At 36.8% G+C, this 25,397-nt stretch carries 20 protein-coding genes and 1 pseudogene; 7 read left to right on the plus strand and 14 right to left on the minus strand.

Annotated features, from left to right (window positions below; all coding sequences use genetic code 11):
* On the minus strand, positions 1-1,632 hold the full coding sequence (locus ACM03V_RS14320; RefSeq protein WP_414621465.1) for a hypothetical protein: 1,632 nt from the start codon (positions 1,630-1,632) through the stop codon (positions 1-3).
* Between the two features lie 510 nt (positions 1,633-2,142).
* Here ACM03V_RS14320 and ACM03V_RS14325 point away from each other — a divergent pair.
* Positions 2,143-2,754, plus strand: a complete 612-nt coding sequence (locus ACM03V_RS14325) for a hypothetical protein (protein WP_414621466.1) — start codon at positions 2,143-2,145, stop codon at positions 2,752-2,754.
* Positions 2,755-3,126: 372 nt separating this feature from the next.
* Positions 3,127-4,269 (plus strand): calcium-binding protein, encoded by a 1,143-nt coding sequence (locus ACM03V_RS14330; RefSeq protein WP_414621467.1) that lies wholly within the window; start codon positions 3,127-3,129, stop codon positions 4,267-4,269.
* A gap of 82 nt (positions 4,270-4,351) precedes the next feature.
* Here ACM03V_RS14330 and ACM03V_RS14335 read toward each other — a convergent pair whose 3' ends face one another.
* On the minus strand, positions 4,352-5,752 hold the full coding sequence (locus tag ACM03V_RS14335; RefSeq protein WP_414621468.1) for an IS110 family transposase: 1,401 nt from the start codon (positions 5,750-5,752) through the stop codon (positions 4,352-4,354).
* A gap of 446 nt (positions 5,753-6,198) precedes the next feature.
* Between ACM03V_RS14335 and ACM03V_RS14340 the strand changes: the two genes are divergently transcribed.
* Both ACM03V_RS14340 and ACM03V_RS14345 read left to right on the plus strand, forming a co-directional pair.
* Positions 6,199-6,939, plus strand: coding sequence for a DUF928 domain-containing protein (locus tag ACM03V_RS14340; RefSeq protein WP_414621469.1), 741 nt, complete (start codon positions 6,199-6,201; stop codon positions 6,937-6,939).
* Positions 6,940-7,298: 359 nt separating this feature from the next.
* Positions 7,299-7,649: a hypothetical protein gene (locus tag ACM03V_RS14345; RefSeq protein ID WP_414621470.1), complete on the plus strand. Its 351-nt coding sequence runs from the start codon at positions 7,299-7,301 to the stop codon at positions 7,647-7,649.
* Between the two features lie 215 nt (positions 7,650-7,864).
* Here ACM03V_RS14345 and ACM03V_RS14350 read toward each other — a convergent pair whose 3' ends face one another.
* The gene (locus ACM03V_RS14350) at positions 7,865-10,762 is read right to left on the minus strand and encodes a CHAT domain-containing protein (RefSeq protein WP_414621471.1); all 2,898 of its coding nucleotides are present in this window, start codon (positions 10,760-10,762) and stop codon (positions 7,865-7,867) included.
* A complete protein-coding gene (locus ACM03V_RS14355; protein WP_414621472.1) occupies positions 10,714-12,531 on the minus strand; it encodes a ShlB/FhaC/HecB family hemolysin secretion/activation protein in 1,818 nt (605 codons plus the stop codon). The genes ACM03V_RS14350 and ACM03V_RS14355 overlap by 49 nt, the downstream gene beginning before the upstream one ends.
* A 293-nt stretch (positions 12,532-12,824) precedes the next feature.
* On the opposite strand from ACM03V_RS14355, the gene ACM03V_RS14360 reads away from it, so the two are divergent.
* Complete coding sequence (locus ACM03V_RS14360) at positions 12,825-13,376, plus strand: Uma2 family endonuclease (protein WP_414621473.1); 552 nt, start codon at positions 12,825-12,827, stop codon at positions 13,374-13,376.
* 246 nt (positions 13,377-13,622) lie between these two features.
* Here ACM03V_RS14360 and ACM03V_RS14365 read toward each other — a convergent pair whose 3' ends face one another.
* Together ACM03V_RS14365 and ACM03V_RS14370 are read right to left on the minus strand one after the other, a co-directional pair.
* Positions 13,623-13,997 carry a hypothetical protein gene (locus ACM03V_RS14365; protein WP_414621474.1) on the minus strand — a complete coding sequence of 125 codons (375 nt, stop codon included), beginning with the start codon at positions 13,995-13,997 and terminating at the stop codon, positions 13,623-13,625.
* A gap of 584 nt (positions 13,998-14,581) precedes the next feature.
* Positions 14,582-17,230: a filamentous hemagglutinin N-terminal domain-containing protein gene (locus ACM03V_RS14370; protein WP_414621475.1), complete on the minus strand. Its 2,649-nt coding sequence runs from the start codon at positions 17,228-17,230 to the stop codon at positions 14,582-14,584.
* Between the two features lie 668 nt (positions 17,231-17,898).
* Between ACM03V_RS14370 and ACM03V_RS14375 the strand changes: the two genes are divergently transcribed.
* On the plus strand, positions 17,899-18,759 hold the full coding sequence (locus tag ACM03V_RS14375) for a hypothetical protein (protein ID WP_414621476.1): 861 nt from the start codon (positions 17,899-17,901) through the stop codon (positions 18,757-18,759).
* Positions 18,760-19,004: 245 nt separating this feature from the next.
* Here the strand turns inward: ACM03V_RS14375 and ACM03V_RS14380 are convergent, their stop codons facing one another.
* The 3 genes from ACM03V_RS14380 to ACM03V_RS14390 form a co-directional block, all read right to left on the minus strand.
* On the minus strand, positions 19,005-19,943 hold the full coding sequence (locus ACM03V_RS14380) for a glycoside hydrolase family 25 protein (protein WP_414621477.1): 939 nt from the start codon (positions 19,941-19,943) through the stop codon (positions 19,005-19,007).
* A gap of 292 nt (positions 19,944-20,235) precedes the next feature.
* Positions 20,236-20,697, minus strand: a complete 462-nt coding sequence (locus ACM03V_RS14385; RefSeq protein WP_414621478.1) for a hypothetical protein — start codon at positions 20,695-20,697, stop codon at positions 20,236-20,238.
* A 425-nt stretch (positions 20,698-21,122) separates the two neighbouring features.
* Positions 21,123-21,299: a hypothetical protein gene (locus ACM03V_RS14390; RefSeq protein WP_414621519.1), complete on the minus strand. Its 177-nt coding sequence runs from the start codon at positions 21,297-21,299 to the stop codon at positions 21,123-21,125.
* A 340-nt stretch (positions 21,300-21,639) separates the two neighbouring features.
* Between ACM03V_RS14390 and ACM03V_RS14395 the strand changes: the two genes are divergently transcribed.
* Entirely contained in the window at positions 21,640-21,831 is a 192-nt protein-coding gene (locus ACM03V_RS14395) for a hypothetical protein (RefSeq protein WP_414621479.1), read from the plus strand.
* Positions 21,832-21,864: 33 nt separating this feature from the next.
* Here ACM03V_RS14395 and bioF read toward each other — a convergent pair whose 3' ends face one another.
* The 5 genes and pseudogenes from bioF to xseB all read right to left on the minus strand — a co-directional run bounded on the left by bioF (position 21,865) and on the right by xseB (position 25,395).
* Positions 21,865-23,028 (minus strand): 8-amino-7-oxononanoate synthase, encoded by a 1,164-nt coding sequence (bioF, locus tag ACM03V_RS14400; RefSeq protein ID WP_414621480.1) that lies wholly within the window; start codon positions 23,026-23,028, stop codon positions 21,865-21,867.
* Positions 23,029-23,117: 89 nt separating this feature from the next.
* Positions 23,118-23,756, minus strand: coding sequence for a Holliday junction branch migration protein RuvA (gene ruvA, locus ACM03V_RS14405; protein ID WP_414621481.1), 639 nt, complete (start codon positions 23,754-23,756; stop codon positions 23,118-23,120).
* Positions 23,753-24,499, minus strand: a complete 747-nt coding sequence (locus ACM03V_RS14410; protein ID WP_414621482.1) for a sucrose-phosphate phosphatase — start codon at positions 24,497-24,499, stop codon at positions 23,753-23,755. Before ACM03V_RS14410 ends, ruvA begins: the two co-directional genes overlap by 4 nt.
* A gap of 235 nt (positions 24,500-24,734) precedes the next feature.
* Positions 24,735-25,076: pseudogene (locus ACM03V_RS14415) on the minus strand (ketopantoate reductase C-terminal domain-containing protein); the annotation flags it as partial.
* 112 nt (positions 25,077-25,188) lie between these two features.
* Entirely contained in the window at positions 25,189-25,395 is a 207-nt protein-coding gene (xseB, locus tag ACM03V_RS14420) for an exodeoxyribonuclease VII small subunit (protein WP_414621483.1), read from the minus strand.
* Between the last annotated feature and the right edge of the window lie 2 nt (positions 25,396-25,397).

Raw genomic sequence — 25,397 nt, forward strand, 5'->3', positions numbered from 1 at the left:
TTATGCCTCTACTTTTTGATTTTGGTTTTGATTTTGATATAATGCGGCTTGATTTGCTACGAGCCAATTTTCAATAAAGCTCTCTACCTTTTCAACAGCAGAATTAAATTGTTGTAGTTTAATTTCTAGTTTATCTTCAACTTCTACGGAAAATGGTTGCTGAATTTTAACAATGCTGTTTTTCGCTTTAATATAAGCATCAGCTAAAGAATCTCTGATGTCCATATTTTTAATTCTTTGCTGGTTATATTCATTCAATGTATCCAGATAAGGGATTAAGTTTAATTTATCCGATTCATTTATTTTATTTAAAAACGTTTTTGCTAATATTTGACGAAAGAAGTTTTTGCTATGAATGCTCAAATATCCTTTAACATCATTGAGTTTATCTTTACAAAGACGATCTATCTCTCGCGCACCAAGTTTTTTTTCTGAAATATCGCTATAGCGTTTAATAAATGCTTTCAAGATAGTTTTAATACTCCTTTGAAAATAACGAGCTACCTGATATTGTTTTTCTAAATTAAGAATTTCTAAAAAGTCATTCTGATTGATTTCTAAACCCAACCAAAGCAGTAATGATTTTTGTTCTGATTTTTCTAAACCTTGAAATTCTTTTAAAATAATATTTCTGACTTCTTTTGATTGTTGTTGCGTTTCTTCCTCAATCAATTCATTTGTCGATTCGGCTGCTATTTCATTAATATAATTGTGTTCTTCAATAGATACCAGTCGTTTGCTTTGTAAATTTCGTACTGCTTCCACGCAGGTTGCTAGCATCTGTTTGATAGTTTGGCGATCGCTCAATGTATCTTCAATTTCCAAACGTCGAATTTGTTTGTTATAACGGATTGCAATTAAATCGAGTTGTTCGTTTGTTAGTGCTGTTGTCGGTGGTTTGCGATGATGGCTGCCATCGCTGCCATCGCTGCTAGGTGGATAAAGCTCTAAAAATAACTCATTAAAAGCTTGCCAAACCAGAGAATACTTGATGAGATTACTTTTAGAAATTCCAAAATTAGTTAAAGCTTGCTCTAATTTACTTTTAGTTGTATTTCGCAGCAAGCCATTATCCGAGTATTTTAAAGACTTTGTTTTTAATTCTCCAACGATTTTATTTTTTATAGTTCTATTTAGAGCTACACTAGCGTAACTTTGTAAAGCTGTTTGAGATTCAAAAGAATATCCTCTTAGTAAATAAGCTGGTGCTAAGGCAATTTCAACACCCATGATAAAACAGTCTTCTAAAGCATAGTATGAACCGGAATTAGAAGTTAGTTTTAACTTTTGGCTAACGTCTCTAGCTGCATAAAAGCAAATTAACTGTAAATAGTTAAACAAACATAATTTGGCAAGTTTGTAACAGATGGTATAGCTGAAAGTTACAGCTAAATTTGCTTGATGACTCCACAAAAAATAATAACTTTTGCGAGCTTCTAGTAAGAATTGCAGAAAATATTGTGCCAATTCATCTTCGCTAGCCCCACAGCTATCTTCAATCAGATTTTCTAAAAAAGGTTTTAATCCTCGGTGAGTTTCTTGCTGAGTAAGTACGCTGGCGGTACCTCTGAAATTATCTCGTAAGGATATACCTGTTAAAAATCTATTAATAATTTGTTGATATTTAGACATTTTTCTAGTTTCTTATGATCTATTTTTTAGATTAATCGCTTCGTTACACCCCAAGTTTTAAGAAATAAAAACACGTCTACTTTTATTTATTGGTACTGATGTATAACGATTATGCAGATAAGGGATTTATATTTCTATTTAATTTAATGTATCAGGAAAAATACTGATTAAACTTAAAAAAAACGTAAAAATATATGATCTTTATATGCTGCTTGTTTGAGAGAACAATCAAGCAGATAAGTAGCTCGGCGTGAATAAATATAGCTGTGATTTGTCATTGCGACGAGGTACGAGGAAGCCATCGCTACTGTTTCGAGTTTTTTACATTTCTTTACATAGTTAGTTTTATTTTGGCTAACTTACTTATATGTTTTAGATGTTCGGAGACGTTGCAGTATGCCATCTCTAGATTTTTTTCAAAAAATTTCTCTAAAAATATTCTACTCCTGCATACAGCTTCTACAGCTAAACCAATTGCTTAATAGAAGATAATTAAAGACTATCAAAAAAATGAAAAACTCTAAATTATTAGGCTTGGCTTTAGCATCACTTTCTACCCTTACTTGTGCATCATTTGCGATGACTACAGATATCAAGTTAGGAGATAAAGGAATTCAAGTTGTACAAGCCCAAGCAGCAGCAGAATCCACTAACCGCAGTCAAGTACGCAGTAATTTACAACAAAACGGTTGGGATGTTGTTTGGGGACACAACTTTACTGAAGGTGATTGGGTAGAAGGAACAGGTGCGATCGCAACTTCTGTTGCATCGGAAAGTCCGGGACCATTCATGAAATGGTTTGATTACAAATTAGAGCAAAACTTACAAAAGCTTGCTCGTAATTCGACTCAATTAACAACCAGTAGGTTGAAAAGCATTGTCCTCCAATCATTGAAATCAAAGCGAATTGTTCAAAACGATCAATTGCAACTTCAAGCAGGATTTGTAACTTACAAACGGTGGAAACGTGTAGTTTACAGTGAACCACACACTTATAAATGCAAGCAGCGTTTACCTTTTGGAGGTTGGACGTGGAGTGTCTGCTCAACAACGAAAACAGTAGATAAATCTGTTCCACTACCAAATTGGCATCAGTTTTATGTACGTTACAGATTGCGATGATTTTCTCACAAGTTTGAATAAATAAATTGGAATAATTAAAAGTTCATCAAGGAAGAGAGAATAAGGACTTAATTAGAAGAACGTAATCGGGAAAGTTAGATTTTAACTGGTTTATTTTCATAGTAGTTGTAGAGACGCTATATATAGCGTCTCTACTTTTTTGCTCGGCTAATTTTCAAATAATTTATAAAAAAAATTCCTACCCCTGCATACGACTTCTACAGCTAGACCAACTGCTTAATACAAGGCTTTAGTAATTAGTCAGCGCGATCGCAAAAAGAAATTTAAAAAAATATTCTACCCCTGCATACCGCTTCTACAACTAGACCAACTGCTTAATAGATAACAAAATTTGCATTAGGAAACAATATCATGTCTAACTTCAAAACTGTACACGGAACTCACGGTAACGATAACTTAAACTATACAGGACAACATCATAAATATGTAGTTTATGGTCGAGGTGGTAACGACTCTATCTATGGTGGTTATGGTGATGATAAGTTATTTGGAGAGCATGGACACGACTTTTTATATGGTCAAGGTGGTAATGACGAGCTATATGGTGGTGATGGAAATGACTATCTATATGGTGGTGATGGAAAGGATAAACTTTACGGTGGAGATGGTAATGACTATCTTATAGGTAATAGTGGAAAAGATTATTACGATGGTGGACATGGTTCGGATCATGTTTCTTATTACTACCATACCGAAGATATTCATGGGGATTTAGAAAAAGGTGTCGTCAGTTTTTCTGATTCACACTACGAAGAAACTCTGAAAAATATTGAAAACTTAACAGGGGGTTCTGGAAACGACAAGCTTAAAGGCGATCGCGGTAATAATACTTTAAATGGTGGTGAGGGGGACGATAAACTTTACGGCCGGGGTGGTGATGACTATCTTTTTGGTGGTTATGGCAACGATAAACTTGAAGGTGATGAAGGTGATGACTATCTATACGGTGGTTATGGCAACGATAAACTTGATGGTGATAAAGGTGATGACTACGTATATGGTGGTTATGGCAACGATAAACTTGAAGGTGATAAAGGCAATGATTATCTAAATGGTGGTTGGGGAAATGATTCTCTCTACGGTGGACACGGCCATGACAATATTCTTGGTGATTTCGGAAACGATAAGTTGGTTGGTGGTTCTGGTAACGATACTTTGGATGGCTATGGTGCTTTTGGAAATACTTCGAGAAGTCATGAATCCGATATTCTGACTGGTGGTGATGGATCTGACCTTTTTGTTTTAGGGTCGAAAGACTTTTCCAGCTATAATACTTACTATTTAGGTAATGGTCATGCTACTATCACTGACTTTGACAGTCATGAAGGTGATACAATTCAGGTCTATGGTAGCAGTAGCCATTACGACTTAAGTTTTGAAAATTTGTCGGGTGGTCACTCGTTAGACACTTTAATCAAAAGTAACGGAGATTTGATTGCTGTTGTTGAAGATACTACTCATGTTAACCTTCACCAAGATTTTACTTTTGTCTAAGTCATTCAAATAGCCTACTGAATTGATTTTGATGGATTGGTTTTCATTGTTATTTCTAGGAGACGTAGCACTGCTACGTCTTCTAAGAAACTTCTTGTACAGTGGGCTGTTCGACAACATCTAAGCCAAGTGATTTGGCTGTTTTTTTCAAATTACGAACAGCTCGTTCTTTGTATTTTTGCTGATAATAATCAGCACCAGGATCAACATAAGATTCGCCATATTTCCATAAATGGTAAAAAATACGAGCGAGTTTGTGAGCAGTGGCAGTAATTGCTTTTGGCGCACCAAGTTGGGCTTTTTTTCGACGATAGAAAGCACCAATGGCAGATTTGGAGGAAGCAACAGATTGAGCGGCAACCCGTAAAGCAGTAGCAGCGCGATTCACAACTGTACGGGTTTTAGAACTAAGAACTTTACCACCACTAATACGACTACCAGGACATAAACCAAGCCAGGAAGCAAAATGCTTTGCTGTTGGAAAGCGTGATGGATCAAGTCCAACTTCAGATATCAGGGTTTGAACAGTTAAAACACCCATTCCATCAATGCTGGTAAAATCGACACCAGTAATCCGGTAAAGATGAGAACGCAAATCAAATTTTGGTGCGTTACCTTTAGGCTTCTTAGCCCGATTTTGAGGTGGTAAAGGTTTTGTATGTTGGCTTTTATCTTCTAAGGAAGCTAAATATTCTTCAATCTGGATATCGCACTGTTGAATTTGAGTTCGATAAATTTCATACAGATACAATTCTTGTTGAAGTACAAATATATGCTCAGCACGATAATCACCACTCAAGGCTTTCTCAATCTCAGCTACACTACTTTTGACACGACAATCTCGCATTGTCGCTAATATTTTTGGGTCACGTTCCCCATTCATGATTGCACGTAGTATTTTTAATCCCGTAACTCCAGTAATATCGCTCAAAACTTGATGTAACTGTAAGTTCATCTGCGAGAGAGCTTTTTGCATTCTTAGTACGTGTACGCTACTACTACGGATTAAATTATCTCTTTGTCGAATGTAACTTCGTAGTACGCAAATTTCGTCATCCGGTCTAAAAGAACCCGACAACAACCCATAGCTGTGTAATTTTTGTATCCATTGACAATCAAGTACATCACTTTTTCGTCCTGGAACTGTTTTGATATAGTGGGCATTTACCAATCTAACTTCAAAACCGTTTTCTTCTAAAATTTGAAATAATGGAATCCAATAAACTCCGGTTGATTCCATTGCCACAGTGGTAACTCCACATTGTTTTAGCCAATCGGCTATTTGATTTAAATCAGGTGTGAAGCAGCCAAAACGACGTACATTTTCACAATCTCGCTCTGCTGGGACGCTTACCCAATGTTCCGATGCTCCGATATCAATCCCTGCTGGATTTGGGTTGATTAGTTCAAATTCTTTAACATTTTTAGACTGGGATTTTTTGGTAAAAGATGATTGCTTGTTTTGGTTTTGTCGTTTTGGCATCTTAATTCACCCTGTGATTCTTCAAGAGTAAAATGCACTCGTGACCTGGACTACGAATAATATATGATTCTTCTAAACGGGATAGTACGCATATAACATGCTCCTTCACCAATGTTCTGTTCGTAAATTGTCCAGAACCAGGCTCTACAACGGGTTATAAACTCACCATTGACGATTCGGTTTTAGCTGTCTGAGTGCCTTTCTAGAATACCGCGCTTTGAAAGTTTCTTTCATTACTGTTGGGGAGAAAGTCCCCCCATGACCCGCTCTACACAGTTTTGGGTAAAACAAATCGTTAATACAATAAATATTACACTATGTAAATATCTGTATTTTTTTCTATATTTTTTAAACTAACTATATCGCTACCTAAGTAGATATATATCATAAATGATACAATACGACTAAATAAAATAAATAATTCTAGTTAACTAAAATTAAGTCATATGAAGATTTTAAAGCATAAATTCAAACTATTCCTGGCGATAACTTTAGGATTTAGTAGCTTAATAATTTATCCCAATTTAGTTACAGCACAAAGTAATACTCAAGAAGACGATTTTCCCGCAGCGCCGGATACTGGTACTCCTACAGGAACTTCCACACCAGGAGGTTCTCGTCCCCAGAAAAATTGCCCGCAAACGAAGTTACCTTTACGGGCTTTAGTTGCTAATAACGGTAAAGATTTTACTGTTTCTGAATATCCAAATTTATTATTTAACGTTCCCTATGCTTCTAATCAAATTCGTAACATTGAATTTGCTTTAAAAGATCCAGCAGAAATGAAAACGGTATACCGTACTGCTATCAAGTTAACTGGGAAGGCAGGAATAGTTAAGGTATCAATTCCTCAACAGGCAAAATATGCATTGAAAGCAAATAAAGATTATCGTTGGAATTTAATTTTATATTGCGTAGGAAATAAAACCGACGAACCAGACCAAAATTTAATGGGATGGATCAGACGAGTCCCGATGACATCTCAGTTAAAATCGCAGAAATATCAAAGTTATATTCAAAATAATATTTGGTATGACGGTATTCATTTATTAGCTGAAAACTATTTTGCTAATCCCAATAATAGCAAATTAAAAGCAGATTGGAATGATTTATCTAAGTCGCTGAAGTGGGATAATTTAGATAAAAATGGCTTTGCTGAAACTGTTTTGGTTGAACCAAGGGAATAAACCTCACCCTGTCTTTACAGACATCCCTCTCCTTATTAAGGAGAGGGAACGAGGGTGAGGTTATTAAACTAATATATTTCTAATAAATTTCCAACAGAAATATAAACACTCCAATCACAAGGTTTGTTAGGATATTTTCTTCTATATACTATTGAGAAACCCGGTTTTTTGAAAGAAACGGGTTTTTTCATTTCTATAAAAAATTTATCAAATTGAAAAATCAGCAAGAAAAAAATTATAAACCTGCATACCGCTTGTGCAGCTAGACCAATTAATAAATAGAAAGCGAGGTTAACTGATTCACAATCATTGCTCGCACTCTAATTGTAAGGAAACTCAATCAAATTAGGTCTAACATCATGATTACTAAGAAAATTTCTTTAGCTTTATCCACTTTGGGTGCAATTGCTTGCTTAATCATTCCTACAGAAGCAAACGCTCAAAGCTACAGACGATTTTCTAGACCCAGAACCAGAAATCGAATACAGCTAACAACTCCAGGTTTTGGAACACGAAGAACTTCAGGAAAAACAAGAACTTCAACAATGACAAATTCTACAGGAAGAACTACTAAAACAATAAATACTCAAGGAACAAGAACTGAGGTAACAACAAGTGGTTCAGGAAGAACAGTAACTGAAACAAAAAGAACTTCAAAGAAAAGTAATTTTTCAATAAAAATGCCTTCTTCAATAAGAATACGTTTTTAACGGATGAAGTTATTCGGTTGGGTTAGACAGGTTTACCAAATTTTACTTGTAACGAGAATTTTCGTAACCCAACATCATGATTATGGATAATAATCGTAGAATATTGATAAAAAGAATGTTGGGTTACGGTTCAAATACAAATTATTCGTTTAAAAACATATTTTATTGTGAACCTAACCCAACCTACAAGCTATTACCCACTACCCATTACCTATTTACAACCAATTGCCAACTAAAATATAAGCCCCCCAATCATAAGGTTCGTTACGATATTTTCCTGCAAATACTAATGCTTTCTGCGCTCGATGTAAGGCTTCGGCTTTACTAACTCCGGCGTTCAATTCCTGATAAAATCTCTCGATCAATTTAATCGTAAATTCATCATTTACTTTCCACAAAGTTGCTAAGGTACTATCGGCACCTGCTCTTACTGCTAAACCTGCTAATCCTAATGTGGCTCTGTTGTCACCGCTAGCGGTTTGACAAGCGCTTAAAACTAATAGCTCGATGCGATTTGATGTTTGTCGATTTTCACCACTTAATAATCTATTTATATCATTTGGTCGCAACAGTTCATTGTAAGCGAGTATATAGGTTTGTTCTGGATCTGAACTGAAGTTTCCGTGGGTTGCTAAATGAAGTACGGAAAAGTTTTCATTTTTTAGTTTTTGCTGTAAAGCTTTTTGATTGAATTGTTGATTTAACAAGCTTTGAGTGGATGCTAATTCTGAAATTTGGTTTAATTCTTCTTTAGCATTTATAGCTTCAAATTGCCGGTTTTCTACTTCCAATGCTTCACTGATTCCACCTGCTAAAATTTTAAGTTTTTCAGAAGAAGGACGCAAATTAAACAGTTGAGAAGTTGGTAAAACGCTTAAAGCATATTTTTTTTCAACCAAATATTCCTTGTTTTTTTGGTCGTATAAAACAGCCATTGGAATATTACGCAGTTCGGTATCGAGAACGAATACTAAGGTTTCTACTGCTTGATTTTTTTCTAGTTCTGTTTCAAGGGGTTTTATCAACCATTGATATACAGTTTGAGAGTTTTCATTTGCTGTTTCGGTGTCTCGTTTGGCTATGGCTTTGCGTAATTTTTGAGCAGTTTTTTCAACTTCATTTCTGGTAACTGAATTGCTGAAAGATTTGAATTGCTCTCCGGGTAGCTTGTAAACAACTTCTAATCTATTTTCTAAAATAATTGGATAGATAAATGCTGCATTTTTTCCAATTTGAGTATTTTGTTGATTTCTAGCTACAGAAGCAAGATTACAGCGCAAAAAGTTTTCTAATTCGGCTAGTTGGAGGGAGTCAATTAAGTTAATCGCTGATGTTAAATTCTTTTGAGGTAATGAACCATTTTCTGTGTTTGTTAAAAGTAAATTAACTAACTGTCGATAAACTGGTTCGACGTTATCGCGGAAGGAAAATTGGACATCTGAATTTATACTGAGTAAATCATCGCGGACTAATTCTAAAGTATTGACTGCTGCTTGATAATTAGCAACAGCTTTTGGTTTATCTCCTTGAATATTCGCTAATCTTCCTAATTGCCATTGCCACTGATAAGCTATACTTGGTGCCTGTGAAGGTTGAGCTAGTAATAAAGCTTCTGAGGTTAACTTTTGGGCTGTTTTAAGATTTTGGTTTTTTGAGTTAGTCTTATTTTGCGAATCAATTTGATTTTTAATTGCTAAATATTCATATAAACTACCGCGATTCCCGATTGCATAAGATTTTGCTCTTTTATCTGCTAAAGTTTCGGCAGTTTGTACGGAATCTTTCAAGATATTATCAATTTCTTGCCATGAAGTAACTTGATTTGTAAGTTGTGGCTGCTGATTTAAACAAGCTAATTCGCGAGCTAAGTTAATTTGAGCGTAAACTTTTGTGCGACTCGGAGATAATTTTGATAAGTTAATATTTTTAGAAGCTTGCAGTGCAGTTGTGAATTTTCCCGTATCTGTCAGCAAACTAAATCGATTGAGTTGGGCTTTTGTCGAAAATTCATCAGATTGCAAATCTATTACTTTTTGATAAGCTTTGTCAGCTTGTTCGTAAAATGGTATCGCTTCTGATGGTACGGTATTTATAGTACACTGCCAGGGAGTAACAATTTTTGGGGTTTGTTGATTGCGATCGCCAGTTTGGCTGGCGCGTCTTTCGCGCTCTAAATTTGCCCTTGCATAAAATGTATTCCCCAGACTCAGCCAGGTTTTGGCAGCAATTGCGGGTTTATCTTTATTTATAGTTAAAGCTTCTTCCAAAGCTGTTTGAGAACCTTTCAAATCCCCGGTAGCTCGTAAAATATCTCCCAAACTCAGCAAAGCTTGTGTTTTCAAAGCTGCTGGTAACGTTTCAACATTTTGCTCTATCTGCCCTACGATAACTTTTGCTTGCTGATACAATCCCAAGGATTGCAATGCTTGCACTTGATTGATTTGATTTTGAATTAATCCAGAATTATCGTTTAATTGTTGATAAATTTTAGCCGCTAATCGCCAATAATTCAAAGCATTATCCGGCTGAGAGCGCTTAAACAAAAGTTTGCCGTAGATATCTAATGATGGCGCTAATATTTTTAAGTTTTGGGTATTAATTCCAGTAATTTGTGGCTTTTGACTATCAAAACCGATTATTTGCAAACTTTGATTAATCGTTTTTTCTGCTTCCTGCCATTCACCAAGTTCTTGGTAAGCTAGGGAAATATTGCTTAAAGTTACAGCTTGATTCAGTGTATTTCCGGTTTTCTCAAAATTATTAATCGCTTGCTGTAGCTTCTCAATCGCTTGCTGATATTGCCCCTTATCGTAATAAATTTTCCCTTCTCTTACTATTTGAACGATAGATGTAGGAGCTTGCGACAATACCGGCGAGATTCCAAACGCCAACAGAAAACCAATCAAAAATAAAACTGCCCATACTCTCTTCATCTTCTTCTTCAGCGCTCTCTGTGTCTCTGCGGTTTTATCATCCGTAAATTTGTGGAAAACGAGTAATATATATTTTTTAAACGCAGAGGAGCGCCAAGGTAAGCGCAGAGGAGCGCGGAGGCGAAACCGTTTCAAAAAGCGTTCCACTGTAAGGAGAAAAGCAAACCATTTTCTTGCCATGTTCTGTCCCTCGAATCTACGTTAGTTAAAGGAATACCCCAGTCCAAACGGGCGATAAAATCGTTGTTGTTGCGCCACTGCAACCCCATCCCCAAAGACACTAAAGTACTGGTACTAGGATTTTCTATACCGGAATTATTCCAAGCGGTACCAATATCGAAAAAAGGAATTATCTGTAAAATTCCTGTTGGTGCAGACTTATTTTTACCAGTGCGAAGAATCGGTAACTGAACCTCAGCAGAAGCAAAAACCCCGTTATCAGCAAGCAGCTGATTTTGACGATAACCGCGCACGCTGCCCAAACCACCGATATTAAACTGTTCCGACGACAAAAGCCCTTTATCCGACAGTTGAGCATTAGCGCGAACTAACAATAAAGTATCTTGTGCTAAAACTCTTACCCATTGCCCTTGCCCTTGCCATGCAAAAAACCGGCTATCGGGGACGAATTCGCCAGTTTCGGGAATCCTTTCGTTAATGGTTGAATCGAAAGCATCCAACCCAACGCTAAATTGAGAACGAAATGCAATTACTTCTTTAGCGTTTTGCTGAGTCCAATCTTGAAAAAATCGCAGCGCAAACACGCGAGTATCTCCCTCATCATCAGCACCGGGAGAAAGCGGAAAAGGTTGATCTAACAAAGAAGTGGAGCTATCTCGTAAAGAAGTGCTTACGCCAACCGCCAATTCTCTAAAAGTTCGGTTTTTGATGCGACGACTCAAAGGTTGACGCAAGGAGATTTCATAAAAACTAGATTGAGATTCAATATCAGAACCACGACCATCTTCGTTTATATCATCAAAAGGTGGTTCGATGACGTTGCTATCGGTGGTGTTAAAGCTAAAACGCAAAGTTCCATTTTGAGAATTCAGCGGTAAAGTATAGCTCGCATCCAAACTATTGCTACCGTCGGTGTTGCTGTAACCCAAACTTAAAGCATCACCCAACCCCGTAACATTACCTTCCCTAGCGAAAATCTGTCTCTGAAAACTTCCTACACTTGGCGATCGCCCGTTATCTAAACTAACGGTAGTATTAAAAGATTTCGCTTCCTTAAATTCTACATTTAACACGCTCAAACCCGGACGGGAACCAGCGCTCAGTTGTGCGGAAACCTGTTTAATTAAAGGATTAAGGCTGAGTAACTGTAATTTTTCCTGTAAGCGATTGACATTCAAAGCTTTATCGGCAGAGATTCCCAAACGAGATTTAACATAGCTGCGGTTAAGTCGTCGGGAACCTGTAATATTAATTTCTTCTAACTTACCTTCAATAACTTTAATATTGACAATTCCCCTTTGTTGATTGCGGGTAGCTTCGGGAATGGAAATAATTGCTCCAGAAGTGGTGTAACCTTTTGCTGCATAAAAACTCGCTACCTCAGCAGCAATTTGCAGCAATTCTTGTAATGAAAAGCTTTGTTTTTTTATAAACTTGCTTAAAACTTGCCGAGTTAATTCTTCAGATGAAAAAACGGTATTTCCCGTAAACTGAAATTCAGTGACGGTAATAGTTTCCATCCCAGGAAATGTATTTAATGGAGTAGGAGTTAGAGGAGAAGGTAAAACATCTTCCGGTGGTGGAGGTGGTGATGGATTAGGGTTGGGAATTGGTACGGGCTGGGGAGTTGGAGGAATTATATCTTGGGGTGGTAATTGCTCGGAGTCAGGATTAGTGATTTGAGCCTTTACAATATCAGCATTCAAAATGGTGGTTATTGTTAAACCTAAATGTAACAATAGCAACCAGCTTGATAAACATTTATTCATTTTTAATTATTTATCATATATAGAATTATTAAATTAGATAAAGTAAATTCAAGTTAATTATAGATTTACTCAAATCTTAATTTTTATTTATAAGAGTAATATTAAGCAATATCACTGAGCTTGTCTAGTAACTTTAATGAAAATAAATATTATTTTAATTTTTGTTGATATGTGAAGCTAGCATCACTAATATTCTCCTTTAGCTTTTCGTTGCCCGATTAATGTTGAAGATAATCCCCCGATTAAAAATGCTTTAACATGAGAAAATACAAACATCATGGAGAAAAAGCGGTATGACTTTTATCGCGACAAAGTGGACAATTGACGACTATCACCGGATGATAGCTGCTGGGATTTTAGAAGAGCGCAAAGTTGAACTACTAAAAGGAGAAATTGTTGAAATGTCACCGGAAGGAGAACCTCATGCTTATTGTAGCGATGAAGCTGGTGAGTATTTAAGCGAATTATTAGGTAAACGTGCCAAAATTCGTCAAGCTAAACCAATTACTTTACCCAACGATTCGGAACCCGAACCAGATATTGCCGTTGTTCAACGTTTAGGAAGGGAATACCGAGAACATCACCCCTATGTAGAAAACATTTTTTGGGTAATTGAGTATTCTAACTCCAGTTTAGAGAAAGATTTGGAGAGAAAAAGCAAAATCTACGCCGAAGCAGGTATTGCAGAATATTGGGTCGTAAATCTCAAAACATTACATTTAATAGTGTTTCGAGAACCATTAAATGGAGATTACGCGACTAAATTTACACTTGCTACAGGAATAATTAAACCCCTTGCATTCGGTGATATTGATGTTTTGGTAGAGCAGATTATTAATAAGTGAAAATAAATTAAATTAAATTAAATTAAATTAAATTAAATTAAATTAAAAATTATTGTTGTGATTTCACATTAATAGGAGACGTAGCAGTGCTACGTCTCTACACAGGTTTTGCGTTTGCGATGAATTAATAATTTATACAGTCGGAAATTACTACTTTTTTCTTTGCTATTCTAGAAACTTTTTTATCCACCTTGCTTTCCTCTTCCAAAACCAACGGAATCCAAGAAGCAATTACATCTTCACTGTTTAAAGTTTATCCCGGTAATTAGTTCCAGCACAGTTTAAACGCGGAGTTAAGACAGGCAACACGCTTAGAGGATTTAAACCACTATTCTGTACTAAACAGTTAGCTTCATTTAGAAAATTTGAAATATTTCTTTTTTCTGGCAATGAAACGTTAACTTCAGCCTTTCCAATGGGAGTATCTATGTAACTTTCAATTATTGAGTTTTTAACTGCTGAATTTCCAGAGGAATTATCAATTTCGTTCGGAGTCTCCAAAACTTCTTGAGTTTGCTGCTGAGTAGGCTCTGCATTAGCAGGGTTTGAATTAGATGCAATAAATCCGGGAATAACTAATGCTGTAGATATAAATAATGCTGCAAGTGTATTGTTTTTCATTTTAATTTATCCTGCGATTTACGAAATGTTGAAGGTTTAATTTGCTCTGTTATTAATCAATTGGTTCGGTTGATTAAGCAGTATGCAGGTTTATAATTTTTTTCTGAAAATTAATTTAAAGATGCACAAGCCAATGGGATTATAGATATTAAATTTTTATTTTGTATTTCTCCCAAAAATTAAGAGACTTTGCATTGCAGCATTGCAACGTCTCTACACATGATTTCTTGGTTCAAAATCGTCTGGGATTGCAAATCAAGCGGCTAATAGCTTAAGACTACTTAAATAGACTGAAACACCTACCCAGTCGTATTTATCTGAAATCTTGCACCATTCTCAACAACCGCCTTGGAATAAATTCCCAGGCTCACATACAAAGTCGTCTAAAGACGACTGAATAAGGCTTTTAGTGCGTTTTAACGTACTTTGTATATTAGCCTTGAAATTGATTTCAAGGCGGGAATTCGGGCTTGACGACAATGGTGCAAGATGTAAGATTTATAGGACTTTTGCTATGAGAAGAGGGTTTGCAACCCTCGGCGGTGTTGATAATGGTACAAGATGTTAGTTGAAAAACCTATTTCTCAACTCCCACAATCAAAAACTCTTCCCTTCCTCTCCACACCCCTCGCTACCCTAGAAACCTTCTCACCCACCTGAGTTTCTTCCAAAACCAAAGGAATCCAAGCAGCAATTACATTTTCACTAGTTAAAGTATCCCCCGGTGAAGATGGTAAACCACCACTCCCAATATTGAAAAATGCCACCGCTGCTTCCCCAGAGACTTGACATCCTTGAGCAACTTCTGTCGATTGAGCATCTTCGGGTAATTCCACAGTCTCCGGATTCGGTTCAATTCCAGGGGTTTCGATATTCACGTTACCATCAAAACCTAGTTGCGAACTTGCCGTAATATCGCTGAGTGAAGTTGGCTCATCTCGAAATTCTATACCAAATATTCCAAAGGCTGTAATATCAACATTTCCCCCATTACCTGCAAAAGCATTCGCAGTAATGTCGCTGTTTTCGTTAGGAAAAGCGACGATAAAACCATCGGGAGAATTTACGTTGATATTACCACCGTCACCACCAAACTGTTCGTCTCCTGCGGTGGTGGAAATTTTACTTTCATTGCGGAGTAATAATAAATCTTGAATATTTAAATTGATATCGCCACCCGTATTGCTGCGGGTTGTGGTGAATATTTTACCGTTATTGAGAGTAAGCGAATTTACATTAAGTTCAATTTCCCCACCTGTATTATTCCCCGAAGAACTAGCAGTTACTTCCCCACCATCTTGGATATCCATTTTCTTCGTCGTTACAAAGATTTGTCCAGCATTTCCCGTACCCTCCGAAGCAGTGAACAAAGTACTGTTAACCAGCGAATCTCCAACCGTACCGCTACCGCTCACCAGTACCGACTCAGCAGCATTAACCCGTAAAATTCCAGCACTTCCTCTTTCCTGACTCACAGCATTTTCTTCCACCAAAGAACCAGTTCTCACCAATCCCCCATTGCGGATAACCAACTCATTGACATTCAAAGTTAATTCACCCGCTTTACCCGTACCAAAAGTATCTGCTATAACTGTTCCCCCTTCTTCAACAGTTAATTTACCAGTATTTATGAGTAAATTTCCAGAATCTCCAGTGGTAGGAACTAATTCTCCTGAATCATTTATGTAAGAAGGTTCCGCAGAAACAAAAATCCCACTTCTTCCACTGAGTAAAGTTGCATTTGGCGCACTTCCACTTACAAGAATAGAATTAGTAGCATTTATATTTAATTCTCCACCCTTGGAAGCATTTCTTGCAGTACTTGCGATTTGTGCGCCATTAAGAAGAGTTAGTTTTGCAGTTTCAACAGTTAAATTTCCGGCGTTACCTGAGCTTCCTTCGTTAACTTGAGCAAACAAACCACTAGGAATATCCGTTCCAGCTACAACACCTTCTAATTCTATTGATTCGGAAGCTTTGACAGTTAAATTCCCTGCACTACCTTCAGCAAAAGTTGAAGCTTTAATTTGTGCCCCATCTTTGATCGTTAGTCGTTGTGTCTCAATTATCAGATTTCCCCCATCACCGATGTTATAAACATCAGCAAACAAAGTACTAGGAAACTGAGCATCGGCTGATGTACCTAAAGCTTCTACTGATTCCGACGCTTTAACAATTAAATTTCCACCCTTTCCTTCTCCAAAAGTGGATGTTGAAATACTTCCCCCATTTTCAACAATCAATCGCTTGGTTGCAATGGAGATAGTTCCACCATTACCTGTATCGTTAACTTCTGCAAAAAAGCCACTGGGAAATTGAAATCCATCAATTGTTGCCGTACCATCCAATTTGACTAATTCCGATGCTTTGACAGTTAAATCTCCAACTTTTGCTTCACCAAAAGAATTTAAATATACCTGACTACCTTCTATAAGGGTTATTTGTCTTCCCTGAATTTGAACGTCTCCCCCTTTACCACCGGAAGTATCAACATATGCAGCTTGAGATAAACTTATATCCCTGAAATTCTCAATTCCTGCATAACCCAGTACAATTCCTTCATCCTTTGAAGTCAAACTAACTGTATTATTCCCCTCAATGCTTCCCAATTCAATTCTTCCAGTTTCCGCTCTGAGGAAACCACCTTCTATATTTACATCACCACCTACCAAGGCTAAGGTTTTTCCCGGCTGTACCCCAAGCCCAATAAGTTCCCCAGTATCTTGATTAATTAGTAGCGAGCGATTTGTTATCTTTCCCGGTACACCTTCAAATTGCAAGCCAACAGGTGCGGGAACATCAACTGTTAGTAAAGGTGGTGGTGCTTGGGGATTACTAGCACTAAATAAATTGTTATCGGAAAAATTGATGCTACTTGCAGTACTAGCGACAAAAGAACCTTTGACATCTAGACTCGCATTTTCTCCAAAGAAAATACCATTGGGGTTAATAAAAAATAAATTGGCATCACCCGAAACGCCTAATTTACCCAACAAAACAGAAGCATTGCTTCCGGTAACTCGGCTGAAGATATTTTTGATTTCTGCGAGATTAGCAAAATTAGCTTCTCTTCCTTCACCAATATTGAATTCCTGGAAACTGTGAAAAAGATTACTTCCCCTCGCAGCCCCTCCTTCAATCAAATCAACTTGTCCGCTTACAGGTGAAACTATCGATTTTTCACCACCAAGGCTATCATCAGCCGTAATTTGAGCTAAAGCTTTATTACCCAAAAATAGTATTGCATTGCTCAGAGCTAAGAAGATAAATATATTACATTTTAAAAGTTTGTATTGCCAGGGAATAATCATTTTTATGAGATTTTATAAATAGTGGGTTGAGTGTGGAAGTAAATTCGGAACCTCTCTCCATGAACGCGAAGCGTTTTCTCGTAGAGTACCTCTCTCCTGCAAGGAGAGAGGCTTTGATTTCATAGTCCCCCTTCCCTCCTAGGGAAGGGGTTAGGGGTTAGGTTTCCGACAACTTGAACTAAAACAAAACTCTTCAACAAGACAGAATATTATGCAAATTTAATCAAATTACCGATCGCTACGTCTTTTCACTCAAGCTGATACCTCTCCTAACACAATATTTAAACTCAAATATAGTTATTCAGCAAAACATCTTAAACTAAATTTATGTTTATCAATCTAACGTAAAAGAATGATAAATTATGTTTAAATTACACGTAAACCTCAGTGAAAACACTTCTATAGATGATTAGTACGTGATAGTATCAATCCGTAAAGATAAAGCACTTCGCAAGCACATTAATTTCGTTCAAACAAAGCTATATTGCATCCTCTGCGATACTTGATTCGCTCAGGGAAGTTTCGTCATGCTTTACGAAACAGTATATTGCTGTAAAAAATTCACTGTAAAAATTTAGGAGAAACAAATAGTGAGAATTAATTTACAAAAATTCACTCTTTCAACATTAACCTTTTCATTAGCTACAACTTTAGCTGTAGGAGGTTTTAGCGAGTCTGCGAGTGCAAGGGGCGGAGGTGCTAGTTATGATAAATCAAATGTTCAACCTGCATTGAGATTTGATGCTTTCTTTGAAATGGATAATGGTGATCCAATACTTGAGGATGAAAGTAGTAAGGATGATGATGATATTGGTATTTTTCTGAATGCTATTAAAGTTGACACTATTCAGATTAATAAAAATGATACGGTTAAACCATTGGAACTAGAATTGGAACTAGAATCATTGCTACTAGGAGCAGAAATTTTTGTTGGTGGAGAACGAGCAGAAAAAATTGGCATACTTGATAATAATCCTAGTCAGAATGATGAAAATTTTCTATTTAATCTGAGTGCAAAGCAAGAAAATGGCTCAATACAATATCAAATCTACCAAGGTGATATTGATACACCAACTACAGGAATAAGATTTGCTCCTATACCTATAGAAGTACCTTCTTCGGATAGTGATTTAGATTTCGTAAATAATATAAAAGACATCATAGAGAGTAGTAATAATGGAGAATATGGAGTAGAAGATAATAATGGCAATTTTAATAAAAATGGCGCAGGTGTGCTTGGATTAGCAATTAACAAGTCAATTCGATTTATTGATGAAGAAACAAAAAAAAATGATGGCGGTTTTGGCGATTTTCCGGACATTCTAAATATTAAACTTATCCCTTCTCAAAGCGCCACCACAATCCCAGAACCAAGCACCGCACTAGCAAGTTTATTCGCAATAGGTTTCGCTGGTAAATTCTTACGCAAATCCAAGAAAAACAACGCTTAAACCAACTTTTCCACCATTATTATTTAGTTATTAGCTGGGACTTTACAACCACAATTGGTATTAAAAATAATGCCAAATGCTAATCTAAAAAAACTCAATTTACAGCAAAAGGACGGAGGCTATATAACTCAATCGATGAGTGTAAATTGCTTCCGTGCTGATTATTTATCTGTATCAAATTAATTCAATATTTTGGATTTGAAAATTTTAGAATATGGTATGCAAAGTTGATGAGTTTACTTTAATTATGCAACCATAGAATTTCTCACAAAAGCTACTAAATTTTCAAACGAACCATTAAAGCGATTTCTATCTACTTTCCCTGAAATTCCTGCAACAGTGCCATTTTCGGTGTATTGCCAAAAAGTCCAACCATTACCACCCCAGTTATTTGCTGGTACGCTGGGTTTTTGTTTGGTGTAATGAGCAAGCCAGAGTGGATACTGAGTCAATACAGGTAAATTATTCATATACTCTTGCCAAAAACTAGGACTGGTATAGATGATTGGCTTAACTCCTTTTGCTTTTTCTACTATCTCCAACCACTCTCGCACGCATTTAATACGCTGATTTACGCTCAGTTGTTGCCACTCTCGTGCGACTTTATCTGGATAGTGTTCCACATCTAGAACTGGTGGCAAATCACCTATTTCCATTGTATTTCCAACTTGTGCGAGAAAGTTTTCTGCTTGTTGTTTTGCATCTTTCAAGGGACGAAAGAAGTGATAAGCACCGCGAATCATACCAGCTTCTTTCATTCGTTTCCAGTTAGTAGCAAACACTTTATCTACATAAGTGCCACCTTCAGTGGCTTTTGCAAAAGCAAAGGAGACATCGCTACTTTTAACGGTTTGCCAATCTATTAATTTACCGTTGTGATTGGAAACATCAATTCCTAATTCCTTGTCTGTTTCACCTACTAAGAATATATCAACAGCATCACTGGTTAATTGCTTGTTCTCTTGATTAAAACCATTCACAATGATGCGTCGTTTACCTGCTCGATTGAAGATATAATCTAGTGACCAATCGCCTTCTAAAACAGTTAGCTCTGCTAGTTTATATTTTTCATCGGCTATCAATTCCACTTTATAAATTTCATTAGCAGCAGTACCTGTAAATGTAACTAAGTTACCAAGTTGAAAGCTAGCAAAATTATTTGGAGCGATAAATTTGACAGACATTTGCAATTTCCTAATTAATTTAAAAAATATTTGGTTGCGAAAATTAATGTGTAGATATCTTTTCTAAAGGCATAATTTTATTTACCTCTACAAAAGCTAAAATGTAGTTGCACCCTAATACTGCTGTGCAAAATTCAAAAGTCATTTAAAGTCAACGGTACTGTCTTTTCTTTAAGTTTTTACTTTTCGTTTTTGACTTGCGCGTAGCGCTATATTTGCTTTACTACTAATCACGTACTAATAATGGTACGTTTTGTAGATAAAGGGACAGTTGCCTTTAAAAAAATCATTTCTAGCTATAGGTAACAAAGAGAGGTAAAGAATTTACTTCTTGTGTGGATAATTTAGACATTTCTTTTTCAAAGTCCTGAAAACGGTCAGCAGTTAAGACAATACAACCCAAAGAACCAGGTACATTAGCATCTTTGTGAATACCAAAGTCACTTCTTACACCACCTTTATCAGTTGTAATTTGGTGTGGATCTATTTTGTAAAAGTTTCCTTGTATTCCTTCTTTGTGATTCAAATCAATCGGCTTAGTGTGAACTTTCCAAGATTTTAATCCTGGTACTCTATACTCTGGTGGTATAAGACCTCCTCTTTCGTGAAAGCTTTCAGCATATTGCTTTTTACTTGTGCTAGCTGTAGCTTTCCATATCTCTACGGTACCTTGTTCCAGATGACGCAAACATAAACGACCTTGGTCTAAACCTCTATCTCTATCAAAGTGTAGTGAAAAATTTAAGAAATACATATGCTCTTCCTCAGATATTTTGACAATAAATTTAGATTTAAGCAATACAAAATATTTTATTAATCTCTTCTTGATTGCTATTTTGTTTTGCTTTATGTTCTATTAATCAATTGGTCTAGTTGTTTAAGCGGTATGCAGGGTTATAATCTTTTTTCTAATTAAATTGAATCTGCCGTGTACTGTTAAATAATTGTGAGCATCTAAAATATGGAAAAATATCATTTGTCATTGCGAGCTTAAACTCTTGGTTATATTGCAGTAATGATATGCAGATGTTTAATTTTAATTTCTTATAAATTTATGCTCAAAAAATTAGAGACTTCGCAATTGCAAAGTCTCTTGAAAATTTTAAAATTAATTTGTCAAACATTTTTCTATACCTTTCCTTGTTTTGTAAAGAGCATAATATGAAATTACTATGATTCTCAAACCATAGGAGCCATAGCAGAAACGCATCCTATCTTGGCAGTAAAATTTGGATTTTCGTAAATAAATTCGCTGTAATCAGCTAAATCATCGATTCCAACCAAGTTAAGGATAATTTCGGTTGCTAACCAAGAAGAAGTTTTTACCAATAATTTTCGCCAACGTACATTCATCACAGCCTCTCTTGCCAGGGTAAGCTTATTAATATTTTTTTTAAACCTTACTTATTTATTAGTGTCAGAGTTGGGATATTATGCAGTTTCTAGAAGAAATATCTGTAGAAATTCGATTTATGGTGCGTTGCTATTATCAAAACCGCCTTGGAATCAATTCCCCTTTCTTATATAGAAAGTCAGATTTATCTAATATCTTGCACCATTGTCGTTAAGCCCTAATTCCCGCCTTGAAATTAATTTCAAGGCTGATAGACAAAGTACGTTAAAACGCACTAAAACCCATACCCAGTCTGATTTATCTTACATCTTGCACCATTGTTGTTAAGCCCGAATACCCGCCTTGAAATCAATTGATGCGGCTAATATACAAAGTACGTTAAAACGTACTAAAAGCCTTGCTCAGTCTGATTTATCAGACTTTGTATTTGAGCCTGGGAATTTATTCCAAGGCGGTGTTGAAAATGGTGCAAGATGTAAGATTTATCAGACTTTGTGTTTGAGCCTTGGAATTCCCAACCGAGGCGGTTTGTGAGGCTAACTGAGAATGGTGCCAAATGTAAATAAATCAACTAAAATCCTGCAACACTTCTACCAATTTTTCAATATGACTTGCTTGATGAGTAGCCATTAATGAAATGCGAATTCGACTTGTAGGAACTGTAGGGGGACGAATTGCTGGTGCGAAAATCCCCGATTCTTTGAGATAATTTCCGATTTTCAAGGCTTCTGCTGCACTTTCTAGTTGAAAACAAACAATAGCTGATTCTGATGGTAATATTTGCAGATTTGGCAGATTAGACATCAAGTCTTTCAAATAATTTATATTTTCCCACAACTGTCTGCGCCGAGTGGGTTCTTTTTTAACTATATTAATTCCTGATAAAGCCGCAGCAGTATCAGCGGGTGAAAGTGCGGTAGTATAAATCCAGGTAGGAGCGCGATTTCGTAAAAAGTCAATTAAATTTTTGCTTCCGGCAACGTAACCACCCAAACTACCCAAAGCTTTACTCAAAGTACCAACTTGGATTAACTGCCTATTCGTACAGCCAAAATATTCCACGCAACCAGCACCAGTTTCTCCCAAAACTCCAGTAGCGTGGGCTTCATCTACCAACAACATACAGTTAAATTCTTCAGCAATATCTAATAGTGACGGTAATGGACACAAATCACCATCCATGCTGAAAACGCTATCGGTAATTATCAAGCAACGGCGATAATTTTTCCGAACTTCTTGCAATTTATCTTTCAAAATTGCAACATCGCAATGGGGATACTCAATAACCCCTGCACCACTGAGAATTGCCCCATTTTTCAAACTCGAATGATTGTACTCATCGGATAAAATTAGATCGCGTTTACCAACCACGGCGGTAATTGCACCCAAATTTGCTAAATATCCCGAACTGAATACTAAAGCATCCTCCGTTTTTTTGAGAGATGCGATCGCGCTTTCTAATTCTCCGTGTAATTCCCGATGTCCGCTGAGTAATCTGGAACCAGTACTACCAGTACCCTGATATTGAATAGCAGTAGTTGCAGCCTTAATTAAACGTTTATCCCCCGCCAAACCGAGATAATCATTGCTGGCAAAATTAATCACCTCGCGTCCTGACAAAATCACCGTCGCACCACTACCACCGTCGATAGACTGCACCTCTCGGTACCAATCAGCGCGGTGAATAGTTGCCAAAGATTGCTCTAGCCAAGCGTAACAGTCATCAGTCATCAATTATCAATTATCAATTATCAGTTACTAGTTATTATTATTCATTGTTCATTGTTCATCAGTAATTGTTCATTGTTCATTGATAATTGTTAACTGTTAACCGATTCGCTGCTAAGATGGGCGATCGCCTGTTTAATCCAATCTTCGACAAAAGCATCTTTGGGTAATCCAATGTCTTCGCCGACGACGTGTAAAGCGTAACTAACTTCGTGAGCGGTGTAGCCCAAAGCTAGTAAAGTCATTTGCACTTCTTCGAGAATTCCGGGTGCGGGGCCACCTGTCGCCACGAAGAAACCGGCATTTTTACGCCAATCAATTAACTTGCTTTTCAATTCCAAGCAAATGCGCTCGGCGGTTTTCTTACCGACGCCGGGAGCTTGAATTAATAACTGAACGTTAGCAGCAATAATCGATTGGACTAACTCGGGTAATTCCAAAGTATCCAACAAGGCAATAGCTGAAGCACTACCAATTCCGCTAACACTGATTAAAAAGCGAAATAAATCCCGTTCTGCTGGGGTACTAAAGCCGTAAAGTAATGGTACCTCTTCGCGAACTTGATAATGGGTAAAGACTTGAACTTCACCCCCCGACTGCGGTAACTGCTGCGCCAATCTAGCGGGAACTTGTAAATCGTACCCAATGCCATTCACTTCCAAAGTCAAAGTATGACGATTGGCGTTATTGTTCGAGATACCAGCAACGATTCCTTTGAGATAACTAATCATAAGAAACCAAAATATTTTAAGCCTTCAAGAATTCCACCTGCACATACATTTTTCGCCAGGTAACGGTGGTTAGCAGGATTTTTATTATGCCACTGGATTAATTCCGGACGAGCGTTTCCCACAAGGATACCTCGTTCTTCTCCAACAGCAAACAAAGCAATATCATTGCCCGAATCACCGCAAGCTACCGTTCTTTCTGATACAAAATCCCACTTTTGGCGGAGAAATTGCATCGCCTGACCTTTATCGCTGTTACTGGGTACAATGTCAAGGTCAATACCACTGCTGTAGATCAATTTGACATCTAAACCGCTTGCGGACAAATTAGATTCCAATTGCGGTAAAACCCCTGTAGCAACTGATTCTTCAAGGAAAAAGCTTACCTTGAATTTACCTTGTTCCGTGTCTGGTTGGGGACGTAACTCGGAGAAATCAGCAGTTTTAGATAATACCACCTCTCGGTTCCATCCTTGAGAAAGTTTTTTTGCCCAGTCAGCATCTGGAGTATCTTTTTTATCCAAATAAATTTCCGTTCCTACGGATAATACCAAAGCATCTGGTTCGATCAGATTTCTTTCCTTTTTAAGCTCCTCATATAAAACTGGCGATCGCCCAGTAGCATACACAATTTTAGTGCCATATTCTTGACGGTGTTTGCTTAGAAGTTGCTCTAATTCTCTTAAAGCATCATCGTCACCGACGAAAGTGTTATCTAAATCCGTTACGAACAGAAATCTAGCCACGTCTTCATTAGCTCCCTGGTTAAAGCTTTACCATCAAAAAGTTTACATTAATTGTTAGTAGTTAGTGGTTAGTGGTTAGTAGTTAGTAGTTAGTAGTTAGTTATTAGTTTTCAGTTAGATGGGGTGAGGGAAGCGGTTTATCAATACTTAATTATTTTTATATTTATATAGGACTTACGCAAAGCCCCCCTTAAAAAGGGGGGTTGGGGGGATCTTAACGTGTGGAAAGCTTAATTTATCGTTGCGATTGCGTAAGTCTTATTATATTCAAAACCGCAAATTGAATATATAAATTATTTGTAAGGGTTATTTCAAATTTGGTGACTATAAAAAATAGAAAACGTAATTTTTTGTGTAGCGTTGGGAATTTAGGTTGCTGATACAGACACTCAATTTGCGGTAAACAAACACCTTTCTCTTGGGCTTTCCGTAATCGATTACCAAAAATTGCTTCTACTTCTAAGAGACGATTTTCGCCGTAGTCAACTTTCATGCTGGTACGGTAAGGTTTCATTTTTACGGTATAGTCGAGCATCATTTGAACGAAGCTATCTTCAATTATCTTGCCAGTACTTTTTTAGATATTTAAGATTAGACATAAAATCAACCACCGTTGCAGAAATTCGAGCAGCCAAAACAATATTAAATCAATGAACAATTATCAATGAAAATTGATAATTGATAATTGCTCACTCCTCACTGTCTTGTAAAGTTTCAATCATTAAATCTACCTGTTGTTGTCGCTGAATAAGAAAACTTTCGCATTCGCGTAGGGATTTTACAGCAGTGCCAAATTGTTCAAAGACTTCTTCTAGCTGCAATTCTCCGGCTTCGATGCGAGATATTATAGTTTCTATTTCCGCGACTTTGGTTTCGTAATTCCAATTTTTACTCATGG

The sequence above is a fragment of the Calothrix sp. CCY 0018 genome (assembly GCF_963920925.1).
GTDB lineage: Bacteria > Cyanobacteriota > Cyanobacteriia > Cyanobacteriales > Nostocaceae > Rivularia.

Bases quoted from the DNA above. Each gene is read 5' to 3' on its own strand.
- ACM03V_RS14320 (WP_414621465.1), bottom strand. From the start codon at position 1,632: ATGTCTAAATATCAACAAATTATTAATAGATTTTTAACAGGTATATCC.
- ACM03V_RS14325 (WP_414621466.1), top strand. From the start codon at position 2,143: ATGAAAAACTCTAAATTATTAGGCTTGGCTTTAGCATCACTTTCTACC.
- ACM03V_RS14330 (WP_414621467.1), top strand. From the start codon at position 3,127: ATGTCTAACTTCAAAACTGTACACGGAACTCACGGTAACGATAACTTA.
- ACM03V_RS14335 (WP_414621468.1), bottom strand. From the start codon at position 5,752: ATGCCAAAACGACAAAACCAAAACAAGCAATCATCTTTTACCAAAAAA.
- ACM03V_RS14340 (WP_414621469.1), top strand. From the start codon at position 6,199: ATGAAGATTTTAAAGCATAAATTCAAACTATTCCTGGCGATAACTTTA.
- ACM03V_RS14345 (WP_414621470.1), top strand. From the start codon at position 7,299: ATGATTACTAAGAAAATTTCTTTAGCTTTATCCACTTTGGGTGCAATT.
- ACM03V_RS14350 (WP_414621471.1), bottom strand. From the start codon at position 10,762: ATGGCAAGAAAATGGTTTGCTTTTCTCCTTACAGTGGAACGCTTTTTG.
- ACM03V_RS14355 (WP_414621472.1), bottom strand. From the start codon at position 12,531: ATGAATAAATGTTTATCAAGCTGGTTGCTATTGTTACATTTAGGTTTA.
- ACM03V_RS14360 (WP_414621473.1), top strand. From the start codon at position 12,825: ATGACTTTTATCGCGACAAAGTGGACAATTGACGACTATCACCGGATG.
- ACM03V_RS14365 (WP_414621474.1), bottom strand. From the start codon at position 13,997: ATGAAAAACAATACACTTGCAGCATTATTTATATCTACAGCATTAGTT.
- ACM03V_RS14380 (WP_414621477.1), bottom strand. From the start codon at position 19,943: ATGTCTGTCAAATTTATCGCTCCAAATAATTTTGCTAGCTTTCAACTT.
- ACM03V_RS14385 (WP_414621478.1), bottom strand. From the start codon at position 20,697: ATGTATTTCTTAAATTTTTCACTACACTTTGATAGAGATAGAGGTTTA.
- bioF (WP_414621480.1), bottom strand. From the start codon at position 23,028: ATGACTGATGACTGTTACGCTTGGCTAGAGCAATCTTTGGCAACTATT.
- ruvA (WP_414621481.1), bottom strand. From the start codon at position 23,756: ATGATTAGTTATCTCAAAGGAATCGTTGCTGGTATCTCGAACAATAAC.
- xseB (WP_414621483.1), bottom strand. From the start codon at position 25,395: ATGAGTAAAAATTGGAATTACGAAACCAAAGTCGCGGAAATAGAAACT.